Origin of the sequence: Streptomyces sp. NPDC014861 (assembly GCF_043081625.1) — a bacterium.
Classification (GTDB): Bacteria; Actinomycetota; Actinomycetes; order Streptomycetales; family Streptomycetaceae; genus Streptomyces.
Genome location: NZ_JBIBWV010000008.1, coordinates 350,175 through 371,575 on the forward strand (window position 1 = coordinate 350,175; position 21,401 = coordinate 371,575).

Genomic DNA, 21,401 nt, shown 5'->3' on the forward strand with positions numbered 1-21,401 from the left:
CAGTCGATACGCACCGGAGTTGTGCAAGTGCAACCCTCGCCTCCGCACCGCGAGGCCCCGCCGGAACCCGTGGCGGGAGCCGCGGCGGACCGAATTGGGAGAAGGCGGGGTCATCCGCGAGGATGTCCCCATGAGCGCCCAGATTCTCGACGGCAAGGCCACCGCGGCCGCGATCAAGTCCGACCTGACCGCCCGTGTGGCGGCCCTCAAGGAGCAGGGCGTCACGCCCGGTCTCGGCACCGTCCTGGTCGGCGACGACCCGGCCAGCCAGAAGTACGTCGCGGGCAAGCACCGCGACTGCGCGCAGGTCGGCATCGCCTCCATCCAGCGCGAACTCCCCGCGACCGCCACGCAGGAGGAGATCGAGGCGGTCGTCCGGGAGCTCAACGAGGACCCGGCGTGCACCGGTTACATCGTCCAGCTGCCGCTGCCGAAGGGCATCGACGAGAACCGCGTCCTGGAGCTGATGGACCCGGCGAAGGACGCCGACGGCCTCCACCCGACCAACCTCGGCCGGCTCGTCCTCAACGAGCCCGCTCCGCTGCCCTGCACGCCGAACGGCGTCATCACGCTGCTCCGCGCCCACGGCGTGGAGATCAACGGCGCCGAGGTCGTCGTCGTCGGCCGCGGCGTCACCATCGGGCGCACGATGCCGCTCCTGCTGACCCGCCGCTCCGAGAACGCCACCGTCACCCAGTGCCACACCGGCACCCGCGACCTCGCGTTCCACCTGAAGAAGGCCGACATCATCGTGGCCGCCGCCGGCGTGCCGCACCTGATCAAGCCGGAGGACGTGAAGCCGGGCGTGGCCATCCTCGACGTCGGCGTCTCGCGCAACGCCGAGGGCAAGATCCTCGGCGACGTGCACCCGGACGTCGCCGAGGTGGCCGGCTGGATCTCCCCGAACCCCGGCGGCGTGGGCCCGATGACCCGCGCGCAGCTGCTCGTGAACGTCGTCGAGGCCGCGGAGCGCGCGGCCGCGGCGCTCTGAGATGACCTCGGGGAGCCCGGCTTCCCCCGCGGGCCCGGACGGCCCGCGGGAGCTGCCGCGCGGCCGGGTGTCGAAGATCCGCCGGGTGCGGGGTTCGCGGCGGCCTCCGACCGTCACCACCGACACCGCGCGGCCCGAGGGCGGCGGCAGGGCGGCGGGCCGTGCCGCCCCCGCGCCCGCCCGCCAGTGGCCGCTGCTGCTCGTCCTGGGGACGGCGGCGCTGGGACTGCTGGTGGTGGGGACCGACCCCTTCTTCCAGTCCTTCCGGATCGGCACGATGATGGTCGGCGCGGCGCTGCTGCTGGGCATGGTGCTGCGCCGGGTGCTGCCGTCGGTGGGCATGCTCGCGGTCCGCTCGCGGTTCACCGACATGATCACGTACGGGGTGATGGGCTCGCTGATCGTGCTGCTCGCGCTCATGGTGCAGCCGAAGCCCTGGCTGAAGATCCCGTTCCTGGAGGACGTCCTCCATCTGACGGTGACCTGAACCGCCCCTGACGGTGTGCGACGACGCCCGCCCTCTCCCCCGTGGGAGGGCGGGCGCCGCCGTGATCAAGGGTCATGTACGCGCCAACGAAGGGCAAGTTCGGGCCGCCCGCTGTGGCATGGAAGTGACCATTCCGGTACATCCGCCGACCAGGGCCGGGGTCCCGCTCGCCCCGCGGAGCTGCCATCCTTCGGGGGAGCCGGCCGGGGTGACGGTCGGGGCGAGGGCCGGGGACGGCAGCGGACAAGGGGGCACACATGTCGGCGTGGAAGACGCTGTCCGACGAACTCGATCCGGATGTGCGGACGTTCATCGACCGCCTGAGGCTGGTCATCGACCGCAGCGGCCTCGGCGTCGTCGCCGTCGCCGAACGCACCGGGCACGACCGGGCCGACTGGGACGCCTACCTCCACGCCCGCCGGCCCGTGCCGAGGAGCGCCGTCGTCGCGCTCTCCGACATCACCGGCGCCGACCTCGGCCCCCTCACCGCCCAGTGGGAACACGCGGACCGCGCCTGGAAGCGGATCCTGCGCGCCCGCTCGGTGCCGGAGCAGCCGACACCGGCGACCGCCGAGGACGCCGTACGGGACGCCTCCCGTGCCCCGGAGGGCGTACGGGACGGGTTCGCCGCGCCGGAGGCCGTGCGGGACGCCCGGCCCGCCGCGCCCGCGCCGCAGGACTCCGTGCGGGACGGGGCCCGCGCTCCGGAGGAGGTGCGGGACGGGGACCCGGCGCCCGAGGGCGCCCGGGGCGGGTGGCCGGTCGTGCCCACCCCTCGGGACGCCGTACGAGGCGGCGCCCGCGCTCCGGAGGGCGTACGGGACGGCTGGCCGGTCGTCCCGGCAGTGCCCGCCGACCGCACCATGCGCATCAGGCCCGTGCCGCCGATCCCCGCACCCCACCCCGCGCCCGCGCCCGCCCCGTCCCCCGCGCCCACCGGCCCGCGCAAGCCCCGGCGCGGGTCCCCGCTGCTCTACGTCGCGGGGATCGTCGGCGCCGCGCTCGTCGTCACCGCCGCCGTCCTCCTCGTCGACCTCGGCGGCTCCGACGCGCCGCCCGCCGCCGCCCCGGCCCCGCCCACCACCACCGCCCCGACGCCCACCCCCAGCCTCCCCGAGGGCGTCCGGTGCACGGGCGCCGACTGCGGCGGCGAGGACCCCGAGACCATGGGGTGCGGCGGTCCGCTCGCCACCACCGTCGCCCGCACCCGCATCGGCGGCGCCCTCGTCGAGGTCCGGCACAGCACCGTCTGCGCCGCCGCCTGGGCCCGCATCTCCGGCGCGGCGGCGGGCGACGAGGTCAGCGTCCAGGCCGGCACCGCCATCCAGGTCGCGAACGTCGACGCGGGCGGCGACGCCGACGCCTACACCGCGATGATCCCGGTCTCCTCCGCGGCCTCCGCGCGTGCCTGCGCCCGACTCGAGGACGGCAGCGGCGACGGCTGCACCGGAGAGTGAAACGAGCCATGAGGTGAGCCGCACCACAAGGGGGTGGGGGTGCAGAGGTGCCCGCGTCCGATAGCCTGACCGCCGGATATCTCTTCACATCGAGACATCGATCGATCAGGAGCGGTATCCAGCCTCAGGGGCAGGGAACCCCACCGCCAGCTGTCTTACGGAGATCGCCATGACCCGCACTCCCGTGAATGTCACCGTGACCGGCGCGGCCGGCCAGATCGGCTACGCGCTGCTCTTCCGCATCGCCTCCGGCCACCTGCTCGGCGCGGACGTGCCGGTCAAGCTGCGCCTCCTCGAGATCCCGCAGGGCGTCAAGGCCGCCGAGGGCACCGCCATGGAGCTCGACGACTGCGCGTTCCCGCTGCTCAAGGGCATCGACATCTTCGACGACCCGAACAAGGGCTTCGAGGGCGCCAACATCGGCCTGCTCGTGGGCGCCCGCCCGCGCGGCCCGGGCATGGAGCGCGGCGACCTGCTCGCCGCCAACGGCGGCATCTTCAAGCCGCAGGGCGAGGCCATCGCCGCCCACGCCGCGGACGACGTCAAGATCCTCGTCGTCGGCAACCCGGCCAACACCAACGCCCTGATCGCCCAGTCGGCCGCCAAGGGCGTCCCGGCCGAGCGCTTCACCGCGATGACCCGCCTGGACCACAACCGCGCGCTGACGCAGCTGGCCCAGAAGACCGGCTCCTCGGTCACGGACATCAAGCGCCTCACCATCTGGGGCAACCACTCCGCGACCCAGTACCCGGACATCTTCCAGGCGGAGATCGCCGGCAAGAACGCCGCCGACGTCGTGAACGACGAGGCGTGGCTGGCCGACACCTTCATCCCGACCGTCGCCAAGCGCGGCGCCGCGATCATCGACGCCCGTGGCGCGTCCTCCGCGGCCTCGGCCGCGAACGCCGCCATCGACCACGTGTACACGTGGGTCAACGGCACCGCCGAGGGCGACTGGACCTCCATGGGTGTCCCGTCGGACGGCTCCTACGGCGTCCCCGAGGGCCTCATCTCGTCCTTCCCGGTCACCTGCAAGGACGGCGCGTACGAGATCGTCCAGGGCCTGGAGATCAACGACTTCTCCCGCGCCCGTATCGACGCCTCCGTCAAGGAGCTGTCGGAGGAGCGCGACGCGGTGCGCGAGCTCGGCCTCATCTGAGCCCTCGTTCGAACGCGCCCGCGCGTGACGGAGCCCCCGGTCCTCGGACCGGGGGCTCCGCCCGTTCGCGCGCGGCTCAGTGCGAGGGCGTGTAACCGCCGGGGACCATGCGGGTCGAGACGGCGATCCGGTTCCAGGAGTTGATGACGATGATCGCGCCGATCACCCGGGCCAGCTCCGCGTCGTCGAAGTGCTCGGCCGCCGCCGCGTACACCTCGTCGGGGACGAAGCCATCGGTCAGCACGGTGACCGCCTCGGTGAGGGCGATCGCGGCCAGCTCCCGCTCCGTGTAGAAGTGCCGGGACTCCTGCCAGGCGGCGAGCTGGACGACCCGCTCCACGGTCTCGCCCTCGGCGAGCGCGTCCTTCGTGTGCATGTCGAGGCAGAAGGCGCAGTGGTTGATCTGCGAGGCCCGGATCTTGATCAGGTGGTAGAGGACCGGGTCCACACCCTTGGCCGCCTCCTTCTCCAGGCGGACCATCGCCTTGTAGAAGTCGGGCGCCAGCTCGAAGAACGGCATGCGCTGCGTGTGCTGGTGGGCGAGGGGCCGGTCGGGGGAGTGCTCCGTGATGGTGGTCATGGAGCCACCGTACGAAGCGGATGGCGCGCCGCTATGGTCCATTCCCATGCGGAACGACTGGGCCACTTTCGGCGCCGACCTCCATCTCGACCTCCGCGGCACCCGCCTGCGGGCCGGCCTCATGGACGCCCTGCGCGAGGCCGTGCGCAGCGGGCGGCTGGCTCCGGGGAGCCGGCTGCCGTCCTCGCGCCAGCTCGCGGCGGACCTCGGCGTCGCCCGGAACACGGTCGCCGACGCGTACGCCGAGCTGGTCGCCGAGGGCTGGCTCACCGCCCGCCAGGGTTCCGGCACCCGCGTCGCCCGCCGCGCCGAACCCCGGCCGGCCCCCGAGCCCGCGGCGCCCCGCGCGGCACCGGCGGGGCCCACCCCGGGCGGCACCCCGTGGCAGCCGCCCGCCGGCCCGGCCGCCCGCACCTCCCGGCGGCGCACCCCCACCCCCGCGTACGACCTGAGGACCGGCACACCGGACCTCGCGTCCTTCCCGCGCGCCGAGTGGCTGAGGGCGTACCGGAAGGCGCTGACGGCCGCCCCCAACGAGGCCTTCGGGTACGGCGATCCGCGCGGCCGCCTCGAACTGCGCACCGTCCTCGCCGAGTACCTGGCCCGCGCCCGGGGCGTGCACGCCCGGCCCGAACGGATCGTGATCTGCGCGGGGTTCGCGCACGGCCTGATGCTGCTCGGCCAGGTCCTGCGGGCGCGCGGCACGCGGGCGGTGGCGGTGGAGTCGTACGGGCTCGGCCTCTACGCGAAGCTGCTGCGCAACGCCGGCCTAGCCTCCCCCGCGCTGCCCTTCGACGAACGCGGCACCCGCGTCGACACGTTGACCGGGCCGGACGGGCCGGGGCCCGGCGCGGTGCTGCTGACCGCCGCCCACCAGTTCCCGCTCGGCGGGGCGCTGCCGCCCGACCGGCGGGCGGCGGTCGTCGACTGGGCGCGGGCGACCGGCGGATACGTCCTGGAGGACGACTACGACGGCGAGTTCCGCTACGACAGGCAGCCCGTCGGCGCTCTCCAGGGGCTCGACCCGGAGCGGGTCGTCCACCTCGGCACCGCGAGCAAGTCCCTCGCCCCCGGGCTGCGGCTCGCCTGGATGGTCCTGCCGGAGGGCCTGGTGGACGAGGTCGCCGCGGCGAAGGGGGAGGTCGTGGACTGGATGTGCGGGACCCCCGACCAGCTGGCCTTCGCGGAGTTCCTCGCCTCAGGGGCGCACGACCGGCACGTACGGGCCATGCGGCTGCGCTACCGGCACCGCCGCGACCAGCTCGTGGAGGCCCTGGCCCGGCACGCGCCCGGCATCCGGGTCGGAGGGATCGCGGCCGGCCTGCACGCGGTGCTGGCACTGCCGCCCGGCACCGAACAGGCGGCGCTGCGCTCCGCCGCCTGGCACGGCCTCGCGGTGCAGGGCCTCGGCCAGTTCCGCCAGCCGGGCGCCTCCGGCCGCCTGGAGGGCCTCGTCGTCGGCTACGGCACCCCGCCGGACAGCGGCTGGCAGGGCGCCCTCCAGGCCCTCTGCCGGGTCCTGGAGGGCGTCGGGGAGGGCTTCGAGGAGGGGGCCGGGGAGGGTTCGGAGGAGGGGGGCGGGCTCGGGGCGGGTTTCGAAGGACGCGAGGGCTTCGGCGGCGGGGAGGGCTTCGGCGGCGGGGAGGGCGAGGCGGGCGGCGGGCGCTCTGGCAGGGTGGGTACGTGACCTCGCACCTCGCCCCGGACGACCGCCCCCACCCCGACGCGGAGGCCGCCGCGCGGGAGTTCACCACGTACCGGCCGCGGCTCTTCGCGATCGCCTACCGCATGCTCGGGTCCGCCGAGGAGGCCGAGGACACCGTCCAGGACGCCTATCTGCGGTGGAGCGGCGCCGACCGGGCGGCCGTCGTCCAGCCGGCCGCCTGGCTCACCAGGGTCGTCACCAACCTCTGCCTCAACCGGCTCACCTCCGCCCGGGCCACCCGTGAGCGGTACACGGGGACCTGGCTGCCCGAGCCGGTGCTCACGGACGGCCGCGGCCCGCTCGGCGCGCCCGGCGCGGGACCGCTGGAGTCCGCCGAGCGGCACGACGACGTCTCCACGGCGATGCTCCTGCTCCTGGAGCGGCTCACCCCCGCCGAGCGCGCGGTGTACGTGCTCCGCGAGGCTTTCGGCTACCCGTACCGGGAGCTCGCCGGCGTCCTCGACCTCGGCGAGGCCAACTGCCGCCAGCTGTACGGACGGGCCGCCCGCCGCGTGGCGGATCCGGGGGACGACGGCGCCGCCGCCCGCTTCGATCCGCCCGCCCCGGAGCGGCGCCGGGAGCTCGTCGAGTCCTTCGTCGCCGCCGCCCGGGAGGGCGACCTCGCGGGGCTGGAGAAGCTCCTCGCGCGCGAGGTCGTCTGGTGGAGCGACGGCGGCGGCAAGGTCAGGTCGGCGCTCCGGCCCGTCCGGGGCCGCGACCATGTGCTCCGCTTCCTCGCCGGCGTCGCCGGCCGCCGGGAGGAGGGCGCGGTGCTCACCGTGGCGGAGGTCAACGGCGCGCCCGGTGTCGTCCTGCACGTGGGCGCCCGCGTCATCGGCGTCGCCGCGGTGGAGCTCCGTGCGGACGGCCGGGTCACCGACGTGCGGATGGTGATGAACCCGGACAAGCTCGGCTATGTGACCCGGCAGTTCGCCGCGCGACCGGAAGCCGCCCGCTGAGGCTGTCACATCCGCGCGGTCCCGCCGGTCACCAGGGGTGAGAGCGGCGCTCCGAGGAGAGCGCCCGCGTCGGGAAGGAGACCCCGGAGATGACGACGGAGACGAGGACGATCCTGGTGACGGGGGCCACCGGCACCCTCGGCAGGCCGCTGTGCGCACGGCTCGCCGCCGCCGGGCACGAGGTGCGCGAACTGAGCCGGCGCTCGCCGAGCCACCCGGTGGACCTGCGGACCGGCATCGGTCTCGACGAGGCCCTCGCGGGCGTCGACACCGTCGTCCACTGCGCCTCCTCCCCGCGCGGAGGGGACGAGGAGGCGGCCCGCACGCTGATCGCGGCGGCCCGCCGCGCCGGGGTCCGGCACCTCGTCCACATCTCGATCGTCGGCGTCGACCGGGTGCCGCTCGGCTACTACCGGGCCAAGCACGCGGTGGAGCGGCTGGTCGAGGAGTCTGGGATCGGGTGGACCGTGCTGCGGGCCACCCAGTTCCACGACCTGGTGGCGCGGGTCCTGGCGGCGGCGGGGAAGGTGCCGCTGGTGCTGCCGCTGCCCGCAGGCGTCTCGGACCAGCCGGTGGAGGTGACCGAGGTCGCCGAGCGGCTGGCCGAGCTGGCGGCCGGCGATCCCGCGGGCCGCGTCCCCGACATGGGCGGCCCCGAGATCCTCACGTTCGCCGAGCTGGCCCGCGTCCACCTCGCCGCCACGGGCCGCCGCCGCCGACTGCTGCCCGTCCCGCTGGCGGGCCGCGCCTACCGCGCCTTCCGCGCGGGCGGCCACCTGGCGCCCGGGCACGCCACCGGCCGGGTCACCTTCGAGCAGTACCTGAAGGCGCGCACGACGCCGTCCTGAGGCCCTTGGGGCCCTTAATGCCCCAAGGCCCGCCGCCCGATGCCTGAAGGCCGAGGGCCGCGCCGTGCTGGCGGCCCCCAGCGGTGCCCGCGCGGACGGTGGGCCTCGAAGCACGGCGGGTCTCAGGGCGCGGCGCCCTCAGGGCGCGCCGGCCTCAGGGCCCCGGGGCGGCGGGGTCCGTTCCGGAGCGGGCGGGGGTGGCTCGCCGAAGCGGGCCAGAGTCAGGGAGGCCGCCACGGCCAGGGCGAAACCGGTGGCGGCCAGACCGCCGAGGCCCTCGCGGGTGCGGTCGCCGAGCCAGACGACGCCCGCCGCGGCGGGGCCCAGCGTCTCTCCCAGGACCATGCCCGCCGTCGCCGTCGTCACCGCGCCCCGCTGGAACGCCGAGGTCAGCAGCAGGAACGCCGCCCCGCCGCCGAGCAGCAGCGCCCACAGCGCCGGGTCGGCGAGGTCGACGCCGTCCAGGAGCCGTACCGCCACCTCGACCACCCCGAAGCCGATCCCCGAGCCGAGGCCGAGGACCAGTGCCCGGGGCCGGTCCGGCAGCCGCCCGCCCACCGCGCCGAGCAGCAGCACCCCCGCCGCGATCCCGAGCAGCGCCCAGGGCAGCCCCGGAGGACCGGACCGGTGGCCCTCCCGCCCCGCCGCGAGCGCCAGCAGGGCGAGCCCCGCGCAGACCGCCGCCACCGCGCCCCACTCGACCCGGCTCAGCCGCACCCCGAGCATCCGGGAGGCCAGCGCCGCCGTGACGGCGAGGCTCGCGGCGAGCGCCGCGCCGACCGCGTACAGGGGGAGGGTGCGCAGGGCCACCACCTCCAGGAGGAAGCCCAGTCCGTCGAGGGCGAGGCCGACGACGTACCGCCACTGCCGCAGCGCCCGCCACAGCAGCCCGACGTCGACGCCGCTGCCCGTCCCCGGCGCCGCCGCGCGGGCCGCGGCGGCCTGGAAGACGGTGGCCGCGCCGAAGCACAGCGCCGAACCGAGCGCGCAAACCATCCCGAAGAGCACATAGCGACTCTAGGTGCCGAGGCCGGAATGCGGCGGCCTACACTGTGCGGTCGCGAGGCCCGCGGTCATACGAACGGCCGCGCGAAGGGGTACGCGCACACGAGGGTGCGCGGCCACGCGAAGGGGAGGGCGAGGGACATGCGGAGGCTCAGGTCGAGCACGGTGGTGCTCGGCGGTATGGGCGTGCTCGCGGCGACGATCACCGCCTGCGGCGCCGAACCCGACCGTCGGTGCGCGGACCCGGTGACGCTGGAGGAGCTGCCGAGCCACCGGTGCGAGACCGGCGGTTCCGACGACGACGATGACGACAACGGCTCGACCGCCCGCGGCGCCTACTACTACGGCGGCTCCGTCAGCAACGCGCGCCTGTCCGGCGGCAGCTTCGACCGGAAGGCCGTCGAGACCGGCGGCTTCGGCTGCTCGTCCTCCGGGTCGAGCGGCGGCTGAGGCGGGCGGACCGGCACCATGGAACGGCACACCATCGAGCCCCGTCCGGGCTGGCAGGAGACGGTCGAGGAGCAGGGACTCGTCTACCCGCTGACCCGCTACCCGGACGGTTCGCTGCGCCCGTACTGGGACGAGAGCGCGTACTACTCCTTCACGCTGCCCGAGGTCGAGGCGCTGGAGGAGGTCGTCGAGGAGCTGCACGCGATGTGCCTCGCGGCGGCCGCGCACATCGTCGAGCGGAACCGTTTCGCCGACCTGGGGATCACCGATCCCAAGGTCGCCGGGCGGGTCGCCGAGTCCTGGCGCCGGCGTGCCGAACTGCCCTCCCTCTACGCCCGCTTCGACCTCGTCTACGACGGCACCGGCCCGGCGAAGATGCTGGAGTACAACGCGGACACCCCCACCTCCCTGGTGGAGGCGGCGAGCCCGCAGTGGTTCTGGATGGAGGAGCGCTTCCCCGGCGCGGACCAGTGGAACTCGCTCCACGAACGCCTCGTCGACGCCTGGAAGCGGCAGGCGCCGCTGCTGCCGCCCGGCCCCGTCCACTTCGCGCACTCCGAGACCGACGAGCTCGGCGAGGACCTGATGACGGTCGCGTACCTGCGCGAGACCGCCGAGCAGGCCGGGCTCGCCACCGAGGCGCTGTCCGTGGAGCGGATCGGCTGGGACCGGCTCTCCCGCCGCTTCGTCGACGAGAAGCTGCGGTTCATCCGCAGCTGCTTCAAGCTCTACCCGTGGGAGTGGCTGGTCACCGACCGCTTCGGGAAGCACGTCCTGTCCACCCTGGACAACGGCGGCGGCTCCGGCACCACCTGCTGGATCGAGCCCGCCTGGAAGATGCTGCTCTCCAACAAGGCGCTGCTCGCCATCCTCTGGGAGCTGTACCCCGGCCACCCGAACCTGCTGCCCGCCTATCTCGACGGGCCGCGCGAGCTGGCCTCCACCACCGGCTGGGCGGCCAAGCCGCTGCTCGGCCGGGAGGGCGCCGGAGTCACCCTGCACGAACCCGGCAGCGAGGTCGTCGTCCGCGACGAGCCCTGCTGCTACCAGGGCCTGGCCCCGCTCCCCGACTTCGACGGCAACCGCACGCTGCTCGGCGCGTGGGTCGTCGGGGACGAGGCCGCGGGGCTCGGCATCCGGGAGTCGGCGGGCCCCGTCACCGACGAGTACGCCCGCTTCCTCCCGCACGTCATCCTCTGACCGCTACTCCGGTACGTACTCCCGCAGCGGGGCCGGCTTCAGACCGGCCTCCTCGGCGAGGGCGAGGGCCCGCTCCAGGTCCTGCTCCAGCGTCTCGTTGAAGTGCAGCAGGATGATGTCGCCGGCCTTCAGGGACGGCGACGGCGGGGTCCACTGGCCCCAGGTGGTCAGGTCGTACGTCCACGTGACCACGGCCTTCGCCCCGCAGGCGCGGGCGGCGGTCCGGGTGGTCGCGTCGAACACCCCGTACGGCGGGCGCAGCAGCCGCGGCCCGTCGCCGAACTCCGCGAGGTGCGCGTCCCGCGCCCCGCAGACCTCGGCCTTCTGGCCGGCCGCGTCGAGCGTGGTGAGGTCCGGGTGGCCGACGGTGTGGTTCTCGATCCGCACCCGGCCGTGGTCGAGCAGCCGGTGGAAGTAGCCGGAGTCGTACGAGTACGCCCCCGGCAGCAGGAAGAGCGAGGCGGGCACCCGGCGGTCGAGCAGCAGCTGCGCGGCGGCCGGGTCGTGGAACCAGCCGTCGTCGATCGTGATGAAGACGACCGGGTCCGTGGTCTCGACCCGGGAGACCACGGGCGCGGGCTCGGGCCAGGCCGCCTCCGGGGCGGCGTGCGCGGGGCCGCCGACGGCCCCGAGCAGGGCGAGCGGGACGAGGGCGGCGAGCGCGCCACGCAGTGCGTGGCGCAGACGGAGTCTCGGCATGGCCGCATCATTGGCCTAGACCAACTCTGCTGTCAATGGCCCGCGTTGGCCCCGCCCGCCGCCCCCGCGCTCCGCGTCCCGGTCAGGCGGTGAGGACCGCGCGGAGCTGTTCCAGGCCCCAGTCGAGGTCCTCCTTCGAGATCACCAGGGGCGGTGCGATCCGGATCGTCGAGCCGTGGGTGTCCTTCACCAGCACCCCCCGCTCCATCAGCCGCTCCGACACCTCCCGGCCGGTGCCGCGCGCCGGCACGATGTCGATGCCCGCCCACAGCCCGCGCCCCCGCACCGCCTCCACCGCGCCGCCGCCGACCAGCAGGCCCAGCTCCGCGTGCAGGTGCTCGCCCAGCTCGGCCGCCCGCTCCTGGTACTCGCCGGTGCGCAGCATCGCGATCACCTCCAGCGCCACCGCGCAGGCCAGCGGGTTCCCGCCGAAGGTCGAACCGTGCTCGCCCGGCCGGAACACCCCCAGCACGTCCGCGTCCGCCACCACCGCCGACACCGGCACCACGCCGCCGCCCAGCGCCTTGCCCAGGATGTACACGTCCGGCACGACGCCCTCGTGCTCGCAGGCGAAGGTGCGGCCCGTCCGGCCCAGGCCCGACTGGATCTCGTCCGCCATGAACAGCACGTTCCGCCGGGTCGTCAGCTCCCGCACGCCGCTCAGGTATCCGGCGGGCGGGACGAGGACGCCCGCCTCGCCCTGGATCGGTTCGAGCAGCACCGCCACCGTGTTCTCGGTGACCGCCGCCTCCAGCGCGGTCAGGTCGCCGTACGGCACGATCTCGAACCCGGGGGTGTACGGGCCGAAGCGGTCACGGGCCTCGTGGTCGGTGGAGAACGACACGATCGTCGTCGTCCGCCCGTGGAAGTTGTTCGCCGCCACCACGATCTTCGCGTGCCCGTCCGGCACGCCCTTCACCTCGTACCCCCACTTCCGGGCCGTCTTCACGGCCGTCTCGACCGCCTCCGCCCCGGTGTTCATCGGCAGCACGGTCTCCTTGCCGCACAGCTCCGCCAGCCGCGCGCAGAACTCGGCGAAGCGGTCGTGGTGGAACGCCCGGGAGGTGAGCGTCACCCGCTCCAGCTGGGCCTTCGCCGCCTCGATCAGCCGGCGGTTGCCGTGCCCGAAGTTCAGCGCCGAGTAGCCGGCGAGCATGTCCAGGAACCGGCGCCCCTCGACGTCCGTCATCCAGGCCCCCTCCGCGGAGGCGACGACGACGGGCAGGGGGTGGTAGTTGTGGGCGCTGTGCGCGTCCGAGGCAGCGATCTCGTCTTGCGTTCTCGACACGGGATCTCCGATCGTCCTGCGGCCGGGGTGGATTGTGGCCCCTTCTTATCGTCGCTCGCTTCCCGGGCGAAGAAACCTCGGAAGACGGCGCGCCCGCCCCTCCGCCCCGCCGCTACCGGACGGAGGCCGCGACCCGCAGCGCCTCCGCCCGGTCCGGTATGCCCTCCAGGCGCAGCGTGAGCCCCGCCGACGGGCGGACCCACAGCAGCGTCGGACCCGCCGCCCGCACCTCGTGGCTCCACACCGAGCCGTCCTCCGCCGCCAGCGGCACCGCCAGCTGGTGCGGCGCCGCGAACCAGTACGCCCGTGTCCCGTCCGGCAGCACCGCCGGCTCCGGCGCCACCCGCACCGTCTTCTCGAAGGCCGGATCGAGCCGCGCCGCGAACTGGTCTAGGCGCACCGCCACCCCCCGCGCGGTCCGCCAGCACACCCCGACCACCACCCGCGGCCCCGACCCCGCCACCGACACCACCGGCGCGGCCCCCGCCGGCTCCGGCAGCAGCGGCGCGAACCCCGCCCGCCGGGCCGCCTCCGCCACCGGCACCGGATCAGGACACCCCGGGACCTCCGCCGCCCGCACCGGCGGCGCCCCCGGCGCGTACTCCACCGCGACCCCGCCCACCCCCACCCCCAGCCACTCCACCACCGCCGCCCGCACCGGCGGCGTCAGCACCGCCACCACCAGCACCCCGGAGAGCGCCGCGAGCAGCGCCCGCCACCGCCGCCGCAACCACCCCCACCACGCCTCCCGCCCCGCCGACCCGACTTCCGGCGGGGGCGCGGGAGCCGCCACCGGCACCGGCGCGTGCTCGGCGAGCAGCTGGGCCAGCACCCGCTCGGCCATCGACTCGCCGTCCACGTCCGGCACCCGCAGCGACCGCCCGAGCTCCCGCAGCTCCTCCGGCAGCCCCCGGGGCCGCTCCTCCTCACGCACGCTCCCCACCTCCCTTCGCCTCCGCCGCCTCCAGCGCGAGCCCCAGCTTCTTCAGCGCCCGGCTCAGCCGCGACTTCACCGTCCCCCGAGGCCACCCCAGCGCCTCGGCCGTCTCCGACTCGTCCAGCTCCAGCAGATAGCGGTGCACCACCACCCGCCGGTGCTCCTCCGCCAGCGCGTCCAGCGCCGCCCACAGCCGGCGCCTCCGCTCGCCGTCCACCGCCGCCACCGCCGGGTCCGCCGACTCCGGTATCAGCGGCTCGCCCGACAGCAGTTCCGCCTCCCGCCCGGCCACCGCCCGCTGCCGGCCCGCCGAACGCAGTGTGTTCCTCGTCTCATTGGCCACGATGCTCAGCAGCCACGGCCGGAAGGACGCCCCCTCCCGGAAGCTCCCCAGCGAGCGGTACGCCTTGAAGAACGCCGCCTGCACCACGTCCTCCGCCTCCGCGCCCGCCCCGCACGCGACCGCCGCCCGCAGCGCGACCGGCGTGTGAGCGCGGACCAGCACCGCGTACGCCTCCGGCTCTCCGGCGCGCACCCGGGCGATCACGGCGCTCTCGTCGACGACGGCCGAGCCCCCCTCCCGTGTCCTCACACTCCTGGTACACCGGAAGTCCGGGATCGGTTCCCACACCTGAGAGAATGATGTGCATGGCCTCTGATGCTCCCCGCGTGCTCTCCGGGATCCAGCCCACCTCGGGCTCGTTCCACCTCGGCAACTACCTCGGCGCCGTCCGCCAGTGGGTCGCCCTCCAGGAGTCGCACGACGCCTTCTACATGGTCGTCGACCTGCACGCGATCACCGTGCCGCAGGACCCCGCCGAGCTGCGGGCCAACACCCGGCTCGCCGCCGCGCAGCTCCTCGCCGCCGGCCTCGACCCGGAGCGCTGCACGCTCTTCGTCCAGAGCCACGTCCCCGAGCACGCGCAGCTCGGCTGGGTCATGAACTGCCTCGCCGGCTTCGGCGAGGCCTCCCGCATGACCCAGTTCAAGGACAAGTCCGCCAAGCAGGGCGCCGACCGCGCCACCGTCGGCCTCTTCACGTACCCGATCCTCCAGGTCGCCGACATCCTCCTCTACCAGGCCGACCAGGTCCCGGTCGGCGAGGACCAACGCCAGCACATCGAGCTGACCCGCGACCTCGCCGAGCGCTTCAACGGCCGCTTCGGAGAGACCTTCACCATCCCGGCGCCGTACATCCTCAAGGAGACCGGGAAGATCTACGACCTCCAGGACCCGTCGATCAAGATGAGCAAGTCGGCCTCCACGCCGAAGGGCCTCATCAACCTCCTCGACGACCCGAAGGTCACCGCCAAGAAGGTCAAGAGCGCCGTCACCGACACCGACACGGTGATCCGCTTCGACCCGGAGCACAAGCCCGGCGTCTCCAACCTCCTCGCGATCATGTCCACCCTGACCGGGACCGGCGTGGCGGAGCTGGAGAAGAGCTACGAGGGCAAGATGTACGGCGCCCTCAAGACCGACCTCGCCGAGGTCGTCGTGGACTTCGTCACGCCCTTCAGGACCCGCGTCCAGGAATACCTGGGCGACCCCGAGACGCTGGACTCGATCCTGGCGACGGGCGCCGAGAAGGCCCGTACGGTCGCCGCCGAGACCCTCGCCGCGACGTACGAGAAGATCGGCTTCCTGCCCGCGAAGCACTGAGACGACACTGGAACGAAACGGAGACGGCACGGGGTCCGACGGCCCTGGCCGAAAGGGTGGTGCAGGCCGCACACTGGCGCTGCACCACCACACACCGACCCGGCCGAACGACCGACCGACACGACGGAGGAGAACGACGTGGGGACCGTAACGCTCGGCGTTTCGATCGCGGTCCCGGAGCCTCACGGCAGCCTGCTCCAGGAGCGGCGCGCGGGCTTCGGGGACCCCGCCGCGCACGCCATCCCCACCCACGTCACCCTCGTCCCGCCGACCGAGGTCGACCAGGACCGGCTGCCGGAGATCGAGGCGCACCTCGCCGGCGTCGCCGCCGACTCGCTCCCCTTCGGGATCCGGCTGAGCGGTACCGGCACCTTCCGCCCGCTCTCCCCGGTGGTCTTCGTCACCCTCGCCGAGGGCACGGCCGGCTGCGACCGGCTCCAGGCCCGCCTCCGCGAGGAGGCCGGCCCGCTCGTCCGCGAGCTCCACTTCCCGTACCACCCGCACGTCACCGTCGCCCACGGCATCGCCGAGGAGGCGATGGACCGCGCCTTCGAGGAACTGGCCGGCTACGAGGCCGCCTGGACCTGCTCCTCCTTCGCCCTCTACGAGCAGGGCACGGACGGCGTGTGGCGGAAGCTGTACGACTACGAGTTCGGCAGCGGCCGCCCCATCTCCGCCGTCCCCGCCCAGGGCGGCACCCCGATCCGCTCGACCTCCTAGAGGCGCGGGGTCCCCGGAGCCGTCCCCGGACCTCCTGGGCCCCCACCCCCCCGGGGACCCTCGGCGGCTCACACCGGCAGTCGCCGGTGCAGCGGTCGCGGTACGTGCCGGAGCGCCGACGCCACCAGGCGCAGCGGGCCCGGCACCCACACCGTCTCCGAGCGCCGGCGCAGCCCCAGCTCGATCGCGCCGGCCACCGCCTCGGGCGTCGTCGCCAGGGGCGTCTCCGGCCGGCCCGCCGTCCGGGCCGAGCGGACGAAACCGGGCCGCACGACCATCACGTGCACCCCCGTCCCGTGCAGCGCGTCCCCCAGCCCCTGCGCGAAGACGTCGAGCCCCGCCTTCGACGAGCCGTAGATGAAGTCGGCCCGCCGCCCCCGCTCGCCCGCCACCGACGACAGCACCACCAGCGAGCCGTGCCCCTGCGCCTGGAGCGCGCCCGCGCAGACCAGTGCCGCCGAGACGGCCCCCGTGTAGTTGGTCTGCGCGACCCGCACCGCGGCCGCCGGGTCCGACTCGTCGCGCGCCTGGTCACCGAGGACCCCGAAGGCCAGCAGCACCAGATCGACGTCACCCTCGGCGAAGACCCGCCCGAGCCGCTCCGCGTGCGCGTCGGTGTCCAGCGCGTCGAAGGGCACGACGTGCACCTCCGCCCCGAGCGCGCGCAGCGACCCGGCCGCCGCGGCCAGCTCGGGGGAGGGGCGGCCGGCCAGCCAGACCGTCCGGGTGCGTCGGGCGATCAGCCGGCGCGCGGTGGCGAGCCCGATGGCGGACGTGCCGCCGAGCAGCAGCAGGGACTGAGGGGCCCCGAAGGCGTCCTTCACGACATCACTCCTGATCACTCATGAACGGATCGAACGGTTTCAGAGGCCGAGGCGGCGGGAGAGGTCCGAGCGGAACACGGAGCGCGGATCGAGCGCGGCCCGCAGCTCCCGGAAGGCGTCGAGCCGCGGATACATCACGGGGAGCAGTGCGGGCCGCAGCCGGCCGTCCTCGGCGAGGCAGACCCGCCCGCCGGCCGCCGCCACCCGCTCGTCCAGGACGTCGAGGAAGCGCCCGAGCCCCGGCGCGCCGGCCGGCACGTCGAGCTCCAGGCACCAGCCGCGCACCGGGAACGCCAGCGGTCCGGTCCCGTCGGCCTCCACCCGCTCCACGCGCGCGTGCCGGGCGCCCCGCGCGGGCGAGCGCCGGGCGGCGAGCAGGCCGAGGATCCCGCGCAGCTCCTCCTCCCGCCCCTCCGGCACGGCGCACCGGTACCGCACGAAGGGACCGAGGAGCCCGGGCACGGGGGAGACCCCGGAGTCCCCGAGGAAGGCCAGGAACCGGGGGAGGAGGGGCAGGAGGGAGGCGCCGGCGGCGTACGTTCCGGGGCCGGGGGCAGCGAGGAGGCCGCCGAGGGCCCCGGGGCCGTACGGCGGGAGCGGACGGGGGCGGGCGAGGCCCGGCAGCGGCCGCAACCCACCACCGGTCGCGCCCGCACGGGACGGCAGGCCCAGCGGGTCGCGGCGGGCCCGGTGGCCCCGGGGGAGCCCGGCGTACGGAACGGGCTCGGCGGTCGTCAGGACGGCGCGGCCCCGGCCGGACAGCTCGACCCACGCGCGCGCGTGCGGCCCCCGGGGCGCGCCGGTTCCGGTCCAGTGGGCGAGGAGCGCGTCGGCGTCGCGGAAGCGGGCGGACCGCTCGCGGACGTAGCCGGTCTCGACGGGCCGCAGGGCGAGGGCGGCGGAGAGGACCACGCCGGTGAGGCCGAGGCCGCCGACGGTCGCGTCGCAGAGCGGATCGCCGGGCCGCACGGTGGTGACGGTCCCGTCGGCGGTGAGGAGTTCGAGCGAGCGGACCCGGCCGGCGAGGGCGCCGCGGGCGATCGCGCCGCCGACGGTGCCCGCGCGGCGGCCGGCCGGGCGGACGGCGTCGACGAGGCCGAGCGGTGGCCGCCAGCCGTGCGGCAGGAGGGAGCGGGCCAGTCGGTCGAGCCCGATGCCCGCCTCGCACACCACCACGCCCTCCACCGGGTCGAGGCCGTGGATCCGGTCGAGCCGGGTCAGATCGAGGACGGTGCCGCCGGCGTTTTGCGCCGCGTCCCCGCAGGCGCCGCCGTGCCCGCGGGCCACGACGCCGCGGGCGCCCCGGCCGAGCACGGCGCGGGCGGTCTCGGGGGCGGAGCGGGGACGGGCGAGCAGCGCCAGGGAGGGAGCCGTGCCGCCGGAGCCCGTGAGCGGCACGCAGTCGTCGTCCGGGAGGAAGGTCTCGACAGCCATGAGAGTGACGGTAGCGCCCCATCTGTCTCTTATGCGGCTCTTGTGGCTCGATGTGTCGGTGCGTCGCGGCACCCCTCCCGCCGAGCGGCCGCGCCCGTCCCCCGGCGACGGCAAACCGGCCTGCCCGGCAGCGGGTTGACCACGACCGGCGCAGCCACGACGGTTGCCCCCCGCCCCTGCCGGGGACGGCGGCACCCGAGGCGCGGCGGTCACGCCCCGCCCCACCCCGCCCCACCCTTCCCCCGCACCCACGCGGCGGGCGCCCGACGGACGGCCCCCGCATCCACGCGGCGGGCTCCCGACGGACGGCCCCGCGCGCTCTCCGTCACCGCGTGCGGCCGCGACGGCAGTTCCGGGGTGTCCGGCCCCGGATGCGCGTCCCGCGCACCCCCGCCTCGTACGTTGGAACCATGGACTGGCTGACCAAGCTCCCCGTCATCGGCCCCTGGGTCGCCCGGCTCATGCGCACGCACGCCTGGCGCTCCTACGAGCGGCTCGACGAGGTGCACTGGACCAGGCTCGCCGCCGCCATCACCTTCCTCTCCTTCCTCGCCCTCTTCCCGCTCATCACCGTCGCCGCCGCGGTCGGCGCCGCGCTGCTCACCGACGACCAGCTCGACCGGATCGAGGAGAAGCTCTCCGACCAGGTCCCCGGCATCTCCGACCAGCTCGACATCGGCGGCCTCGTCGCCAACGCCGGCACCGTCGGCCTCGTCGCCGGCGCCCTGCTGCTCTTCACCGGCATCAGCTGGATCGGCTCGATGCGGGACTGCCTGCTGGCCGTCTGGCGCCTCGACGACGCCGACGAGGGCAACCCGGTGGTCCGCAAGGGCAAGGACGCCGTCATCCTCGTCGGCCTGGGCGGCGTCGCCCTCTGCTCGCTCGCCGCGTCCTGGCTCGGCTCCACCGCCGTCGGCTGGACCGCCGACCGCCTCGGCATCTCCGGCGGCGGCGCCGAGGGCGTCCTGCTCCAGGGCGCCGCCGTGCTCGTCGCCATGGCCGCCGACTTCCTGATCCTGCTCTACGTCCTCAAGTGGCTGCCGGGCGTCGAACCGCCGCGCCGGCGCCTCGTGGTGGCCGCCCTGATCGCCGCCGCAGGCTTCGAACTCCTGAAGCTGCTGCTCGGCGGCTACATGCGGGAGGTCGCGGCGAAGTCGATGTACGGCGCCTTCGGCGTGCCCGTGGCCCTGCTCCTGTGGATCAACTTCACCGCGAAACTGCTGCTCTTCTGCTCCGCCTGGACGGCGGTCGGCTCGGCCGGGACGGCCGACGCGCCTACGGATTCACGTCCGGATCCGGAGCGGCCGTCCGCGACCGACGACGCGCACCGCCCCCCGCGGGCCAGCGACGGTTGACGAGTAAGACCGCGCCCGCGACCAGCACCAGCACCCCGCCGGCGACGGCCAGCGCGATCCCGACCCCGCCCGAGCCGCCCTGCTTCGCGGCCGACGCCACGGCGGGACCGCCCGTCGCCGGACGCTCGTCGCCCGGCGCGGGTGCCGCGCCCGACTCCGTACCGCCCACCGGGCGCGCCGACGGGACCGCGCTCCTCGGCGGCACCAGCTCACCCACCGGCGTCACCTTCCCCGACGCGGCGAACCCCCAGTCGAGGAGTCGCGCGGTCTCCTTGTAGACCGCGTGCTGCTCCTTCGACGAGGGGTTCATGACGGTGACGAGCAGCACCCGCCCGTTCCGCTCGGCGACCCCGGTGAAGGTGGCGCCCGCGTGCGTGGTGTTGCCGTTCTTCACCCCGGCGATGCCCGGGTACGGGGCGATGCCGAAGTCGCCGGTCAGCAGCCGGTTGGTGTTCTGGATCTCGAAGGTCTCCCGCTTCTTCCCGGGCTTCGCCTCGCCGGGGAAGGCCGCGCGCGGGGTCGCCGCGTACTCCCGGAACTCCTCCTTCTGCATGCCGCTGCGGGCGATCAGCGTCAGGTCGTACGCCGACGAGACCTGCCCCGGGGCGTCGTACCCGTCCGGCGACTTGACCCGGGTGTCGAGCGCCTGGAGCTCGGCCGCGTGCGCGTTCATCTCGGCGACGGTCTTGGCGAGCCCCTGGTTCATCTGCGTGAGGACGTGCACGGCGTCGTTCCCGGAGCGCAGGAAGACCCCCAGCCACAGGTCCCGGACCGTGTAGGTCTGCTTCTCCTTTATCCCGACGAGGCTGGAGCCCTCGCCGAGCCCCGCCAGGTCCCGCGCCGTGACGAGGTGGGCCTGCTTCTGGTCCTTGAACTTCGGCAGCAGCGTGTCCGCGAAGAGCATCTTCAGCGTCGACGCCGGAGCGAGCCGCCAGTGCGCGTTGTGCGAGGCCAGCACCGCGCCGGACTCCGCGTCGGCCACGATCCACGACCGCGCGGACAACTCCTTCGGCAGCACCGGCGCCCCGGTGCCGAGCTTCACCTGGGTCCCCGGCAACCCCAGCAGCACCCCGCCGACCGACGACATCTGCTGCGGCGGCTTCGGCTGCTCCTCCTTCTTCTCCGGCGCCTTCGTGGTGGCCCCCGGCCTCACCGGTTCATCCGCGTGAGCGGGCCCGGCGGCGAACACGAGCGGAAGCAACAGGGCGGCGGCGACCGCACCAGCGGTCCTGTTCGAAGCAGACACGATCGAAAACGTACAGCCCCGCGCCCCCGATCCGAACCCCGCGCCCCCTTGTCCCACCCCGCCTCCACCCGGACGCGGGCCGCCCGGGGCGGACGGTGATACTGAGCCCATGAAGCTCAGCCGCCGCGTCTCCTGGTTCCTGCTCGCGTTCGGAGTCTGGAGCTGGTTCATTTGGGTCACTTTCGTCAAAAACCTCTGGAACGACGGGAGCGGCCTCGCCTTCGACGACGCCGGAGACCCGACGGCCTACTTCTGGGTCCATCTGCTGCTCGCCGTCACGTCCTTTGTTCTGGGGACGGTGATCGGCGTGATCGGGTTGCGCGGGGTGCGCGCCTCGCGTCGCTCCACCGACTGACGCCCGCACCGACTGACACCCCACCGATTGACGCCCGCAC

Annotated in this window: 22 protein-coding genes; 13 read left to right on the top strand and 9 right to left on the bottom strand. The window is 74.8% G+C overall.

The window, feature by feature from the left end:
* Positions 1-130 precede the first annotated feature (130 nt).
* From ACF1BN_RS19865 to ACF1BN_RS19880, 4 genes are all read left to right on the top strand, one after another.
* Entirely contained in the window at positions 131-991 is an 861-nt protein-coding gene (locus tag ACF1BN_RS19865; RefSeq protein WP_392332866.1) for a bifunctional methylenetetrahydrofolate dehydrogenase/methenyltetrahydrofolate cyclohydrolase, read from the top strand.
* 1 nt (position 992) lies between these two features.
* Positions 993-1,478, top strand: coding sequence for a DUF3017 domain-containing protein (locus ACF1BN_RS19870; RefSeq protein WP_392332867.1), 486 nt, complete (start codon positions 993-995; stop codon positions 1,476-1,478).
* A gap of 257 nt (positions 1,479-1,735) precedes the next feature.
* Entirely contained in the window at positions 1,736-2,935 is a 1,200-nt protein-coding gene (locus ACF1BN_RS19875; protein WP_392332868.1) for a DUF2690 domain-containing protein, read from the top strand.
* 169 nt (positions 2,936-3,104) lie between these two features.
* A complete protein-coding gene (locus ACF1BN_RS19880) occupies positions 3,105-4,094 on the top strand; it encodes a malate dehydrogenase (RefSeq protein ID WP_392332869.1) in 990 nt (329 codons plus the stop codon).
* A gap of 76 nt (positions 4,095-4,170) precedes the next feature.
* On the opposite strand, the gene ACF1BN_RS19885 is transcribed toward ACF1BN_RS19880, so the two are convergent.
* The gene (locus ACF1BN_RS19885) at positions 4,171-4,674 is read right to left on the bottom strand and encodes a carboxymuconolactone decarboxylase family protein (protein ID WP_392332870.1); all 504 of its coding nucleotides are present in this window, start codon (positions 4,672-4,674) and stop codon (positions 4,171-4,173) included.
* A 46-nt stretch (positions 4,675-4,720) separates the two neighbouring features.
* On the opposite strand from ACF1BN_RS19885, the gene ACF1BN_RS19890 reads away from it, so the two are divergent.
* From ACF1BN_RS19890 to ACF1BN_RS19900, 3 genes are all read left to right on the top strand, one after another.
* Positions 4,721-6,361, top strand: a complete 1,641-nt coding sequence (locus tag ACF1BN_RS19890) for a PLP-dependent aminotransferase family protein (protein ID WP_392332871.1) — start codon at positions 4,721-4,723, stop codon at positions 6,359-6,361.
* Positions 6,358-7,338: an RNA polymerase sigma-70 factor gene (locus ACF1BN_RS19895; protein WP_392332872.1), complete on the top strand. Its 981-nt coding sequence runs from the start codon at positions 6,358-6,360 to the stop codon at positions 7,336-7,338. The genes ACF1BN_RS19890 and ACF1BN_RS19895 overlap by 4 nt, the downstream gene beginning before the upstream one ends.
* Before the next feature lie 89 nt (positions 7,339-7,427).
* The gene (locus ACF1BN_RS19900) at positions 7,428-8,186 is read left to right on the top strand and encodes an SDR family oxidoreductase (protein WP_392332873.1); all 759 of its coding nucleotides are present in this window, start codon (positions 7,428-7,430) and stop codon (positions 8,184-8,186) included.
* Between the two features lie 138 nt (positions 8,187-8,324).
* Here the strand turns inward: ACF1BN_RS19900 and ACF1BN_RS19905 are convergent, their stop codons facing one another.
* Positions 8,325-9,182 (bottom strand): hypothetical protein, encoded by an 858-nt coding sequence (locus ACF1BN_RS19905; protein ID WP_392332924.1) that lies wholly within the window; start codon positions 9,180-9,182, stop codon positions 8,325-8,327.
* A 150-nt stretch (positions 9,183-9,332) separates the two neighbouring features.
* On the opposite strand from ACF1BN_RS19905, the gene ACF1BN_RS19910 reads away from it, so the two are divergent.
* Positions 9,333-9,641: a hypothetical protein gene (locus ACF1BN_RS19910; protein WP_392332874.1), complete on the top strand. Its 309-nt coding sequence runs from the start codon at positions 9,333-9,335 to the stop codon at positions 9,639-9,641.
* 18 nt (positions 9,642-9,659) lie between these two features.
* The gene (locus tag ACF1BN_RS19915; protein WP_392332875.1) at positions 9,660-10,841 is read left to right on the top strand and encodes a glutathionylspermidine synthase family protein; all 1,182 of its coding nucleotides are present in this window, start codon (positions 9,660-9,662) and stop codon (positions 10,839-10,841) included.
* A gap of 3 nt (positions 10,842-10,844) precedes the next feature.
* Here ACF1BN_RS19915 and ACF1BN_RS19920 read toward each other — a convergent pair whose 3' ends face one another.
* The 4 genes from ACF1BN_RS19920 to ACF1BN_RS19935 form a co-directional block, all read right to left on the bottom strand.
* Entirely contained in the window at positions 10,845-11,540 is a 696-nt protein-coding gene (locus ACF1BN_RS19920; protein WP_392332876.1) for a polysaccharide deacetylase family protein, read from the bottom strand.
* A gap of 82 nt (positions 11,541-11,622) precedes the next feature.
* Positions 11,623-12,828 (bottom strand): ornithine--oxo-acid transaminase, encoded by a 1,206-nt coding sequence (gene rocD / locus ACF1BN_RS19925; RefSeq protein WP_392332877.1) that lies wholly within the window; start codon positions 12,826-12,828, stop codon positions 11,623-11,625.
* 112 nt (positions 12,829-12,940) lie between these two features.
* A complete protein-coding gene (locus ACF1BN_RS19930) occupies positions 12,941-13,762 on the bottom strand; it encodes a hypothetical protein (protein WP_392332878.1) in 822 nt (273 codons plus the stop codon).
* Positions 13,755-14,357: an RNA polymerase sigma factor gene (locus ACF1BN_RS19935; RefSeq protein WP_392332879.1), complete on the bottom strand. Its 603-nt coding sequence runs from the start codon at positions 14,355-14,357 to the stop codon at positions 13,755-13,757. Before ACF1BN_RS19935 ends, ACF1BN_RS19930 begins: the two co-directional genes overlap by 8 nt.
* A gap of 56 nt (positions 14,358-14,413) precedes the next feature.
* Between ACF1BN_RS19935 and trpS the strand changes: the two genes are divergently transcribed.
* On the top strand, positions 14,414-15,427 hold the full coding sequence (trpS, locus tag ACF1BN_RS19940) for a tryptophan--tRNA ligase (protein ID WP_392332880.1): 1,014 nt from the start codon (positions 14,414-14,416) through the stop codon (positions 15,425-15,427).
* A 138-nt stretch (positions 15,428-15,565) separates the two neighbouring features.
* The gene (locus tag ACF1BN_RS19945; RefSeq protein WP_392332881.1) at positions 15,566-16,147 is read left to right on the top strand and encodes a 2'-5' RNA ligase family protein; all 582 of its coding nucleotides are present in this window, start codon (positions 15,566-15,568) and stop codon (positions 16,145-16,147) included.
* A gap of 68 nt (positions 16,148-16,215) precedes the next feature.
* On the opposite strand, the gene ACF1BN_RS19950 is transcribed toward ACF1BN_RS19945, so the two are convergent.
* Both ACF1BN_RS19950 and ACF1BN_RS19955 read right to left on the bottom strand, forming a co-directional pair.
* Entirely contained in the window at positions 16,216-16,971 is a 756-nt protein-coding gene (locus ACF1BN_RS19950) for a decaprenylphospho-beta-D-erythro-pentofuranosid-2-ulose 2-reductase (RefSeq protein WP_392332882.1), read from the bottom strand.
* Positions 16,972-17,010: 39 nt separating this feature from the next.
* A complete protein-coding gene (locus ACF1BN_RS19955; protein ID WP_392332883.1) occupies positions 17,011-18,405 on the bottom strand; it encodes an FAD-binding protein in 1,395 nt (464 codons plus the stop codon).
* Between the two features lie 410 nt (positions 18,406-18,815).
* Here ACF1BN_RS19955 and ACF1BN_RS19960 point away from each other — a divergent pair, with 410 nt between their 5' ends.
* Positions 18,816-19,760: a YihY/virulence factor BrkB family protein gene (locus tag ACF1BN_RS19960; protein ID WP_392332884.1), complete on the top strand. Its 945-nt coding sequence runs from the start codon at positions 18,816-18,818 to the stop codon at positions 19,758-19,760.
* Here the strand turns inward: ACF1BN_RS19960 and ACF1BN_RS19965 are convergent.
* Entirely contained in the window at positions 19,681-21,006 is a 1,326-nt protein-coding gene (locus tag ACF1BN_RS19965) for a D-alanyl-D-alanine carboxypeptidase (protein WP_392332885.1), read from the bottom strand. The two genes, ACF1BN_RS19960 and ACF1BN_RS19965, sit on opposite strands and share 80 nt — an antisense overlap.
* Positions 21,007-21,115: 109 nt before the next feature.
* On the opposite strand from ACF1BN_RS19965, the gene ACF1BN_RS19970 reads away from it, so the two are divergent.
* Positions 21,116-21,361 (top strand): SCO4848 family membrane protein, encoded by a 246-nt coding sequence (locus ACF1BN_RS19970; RefSeq protein WP_392332886.1) that lies wholly within the window; start codon positions 21,116-21,118, stop codon positions 21,359-21,361.
* The last annotated feature ends 40 nt before the right edge of the window (positions 21,362-21,401 follow it).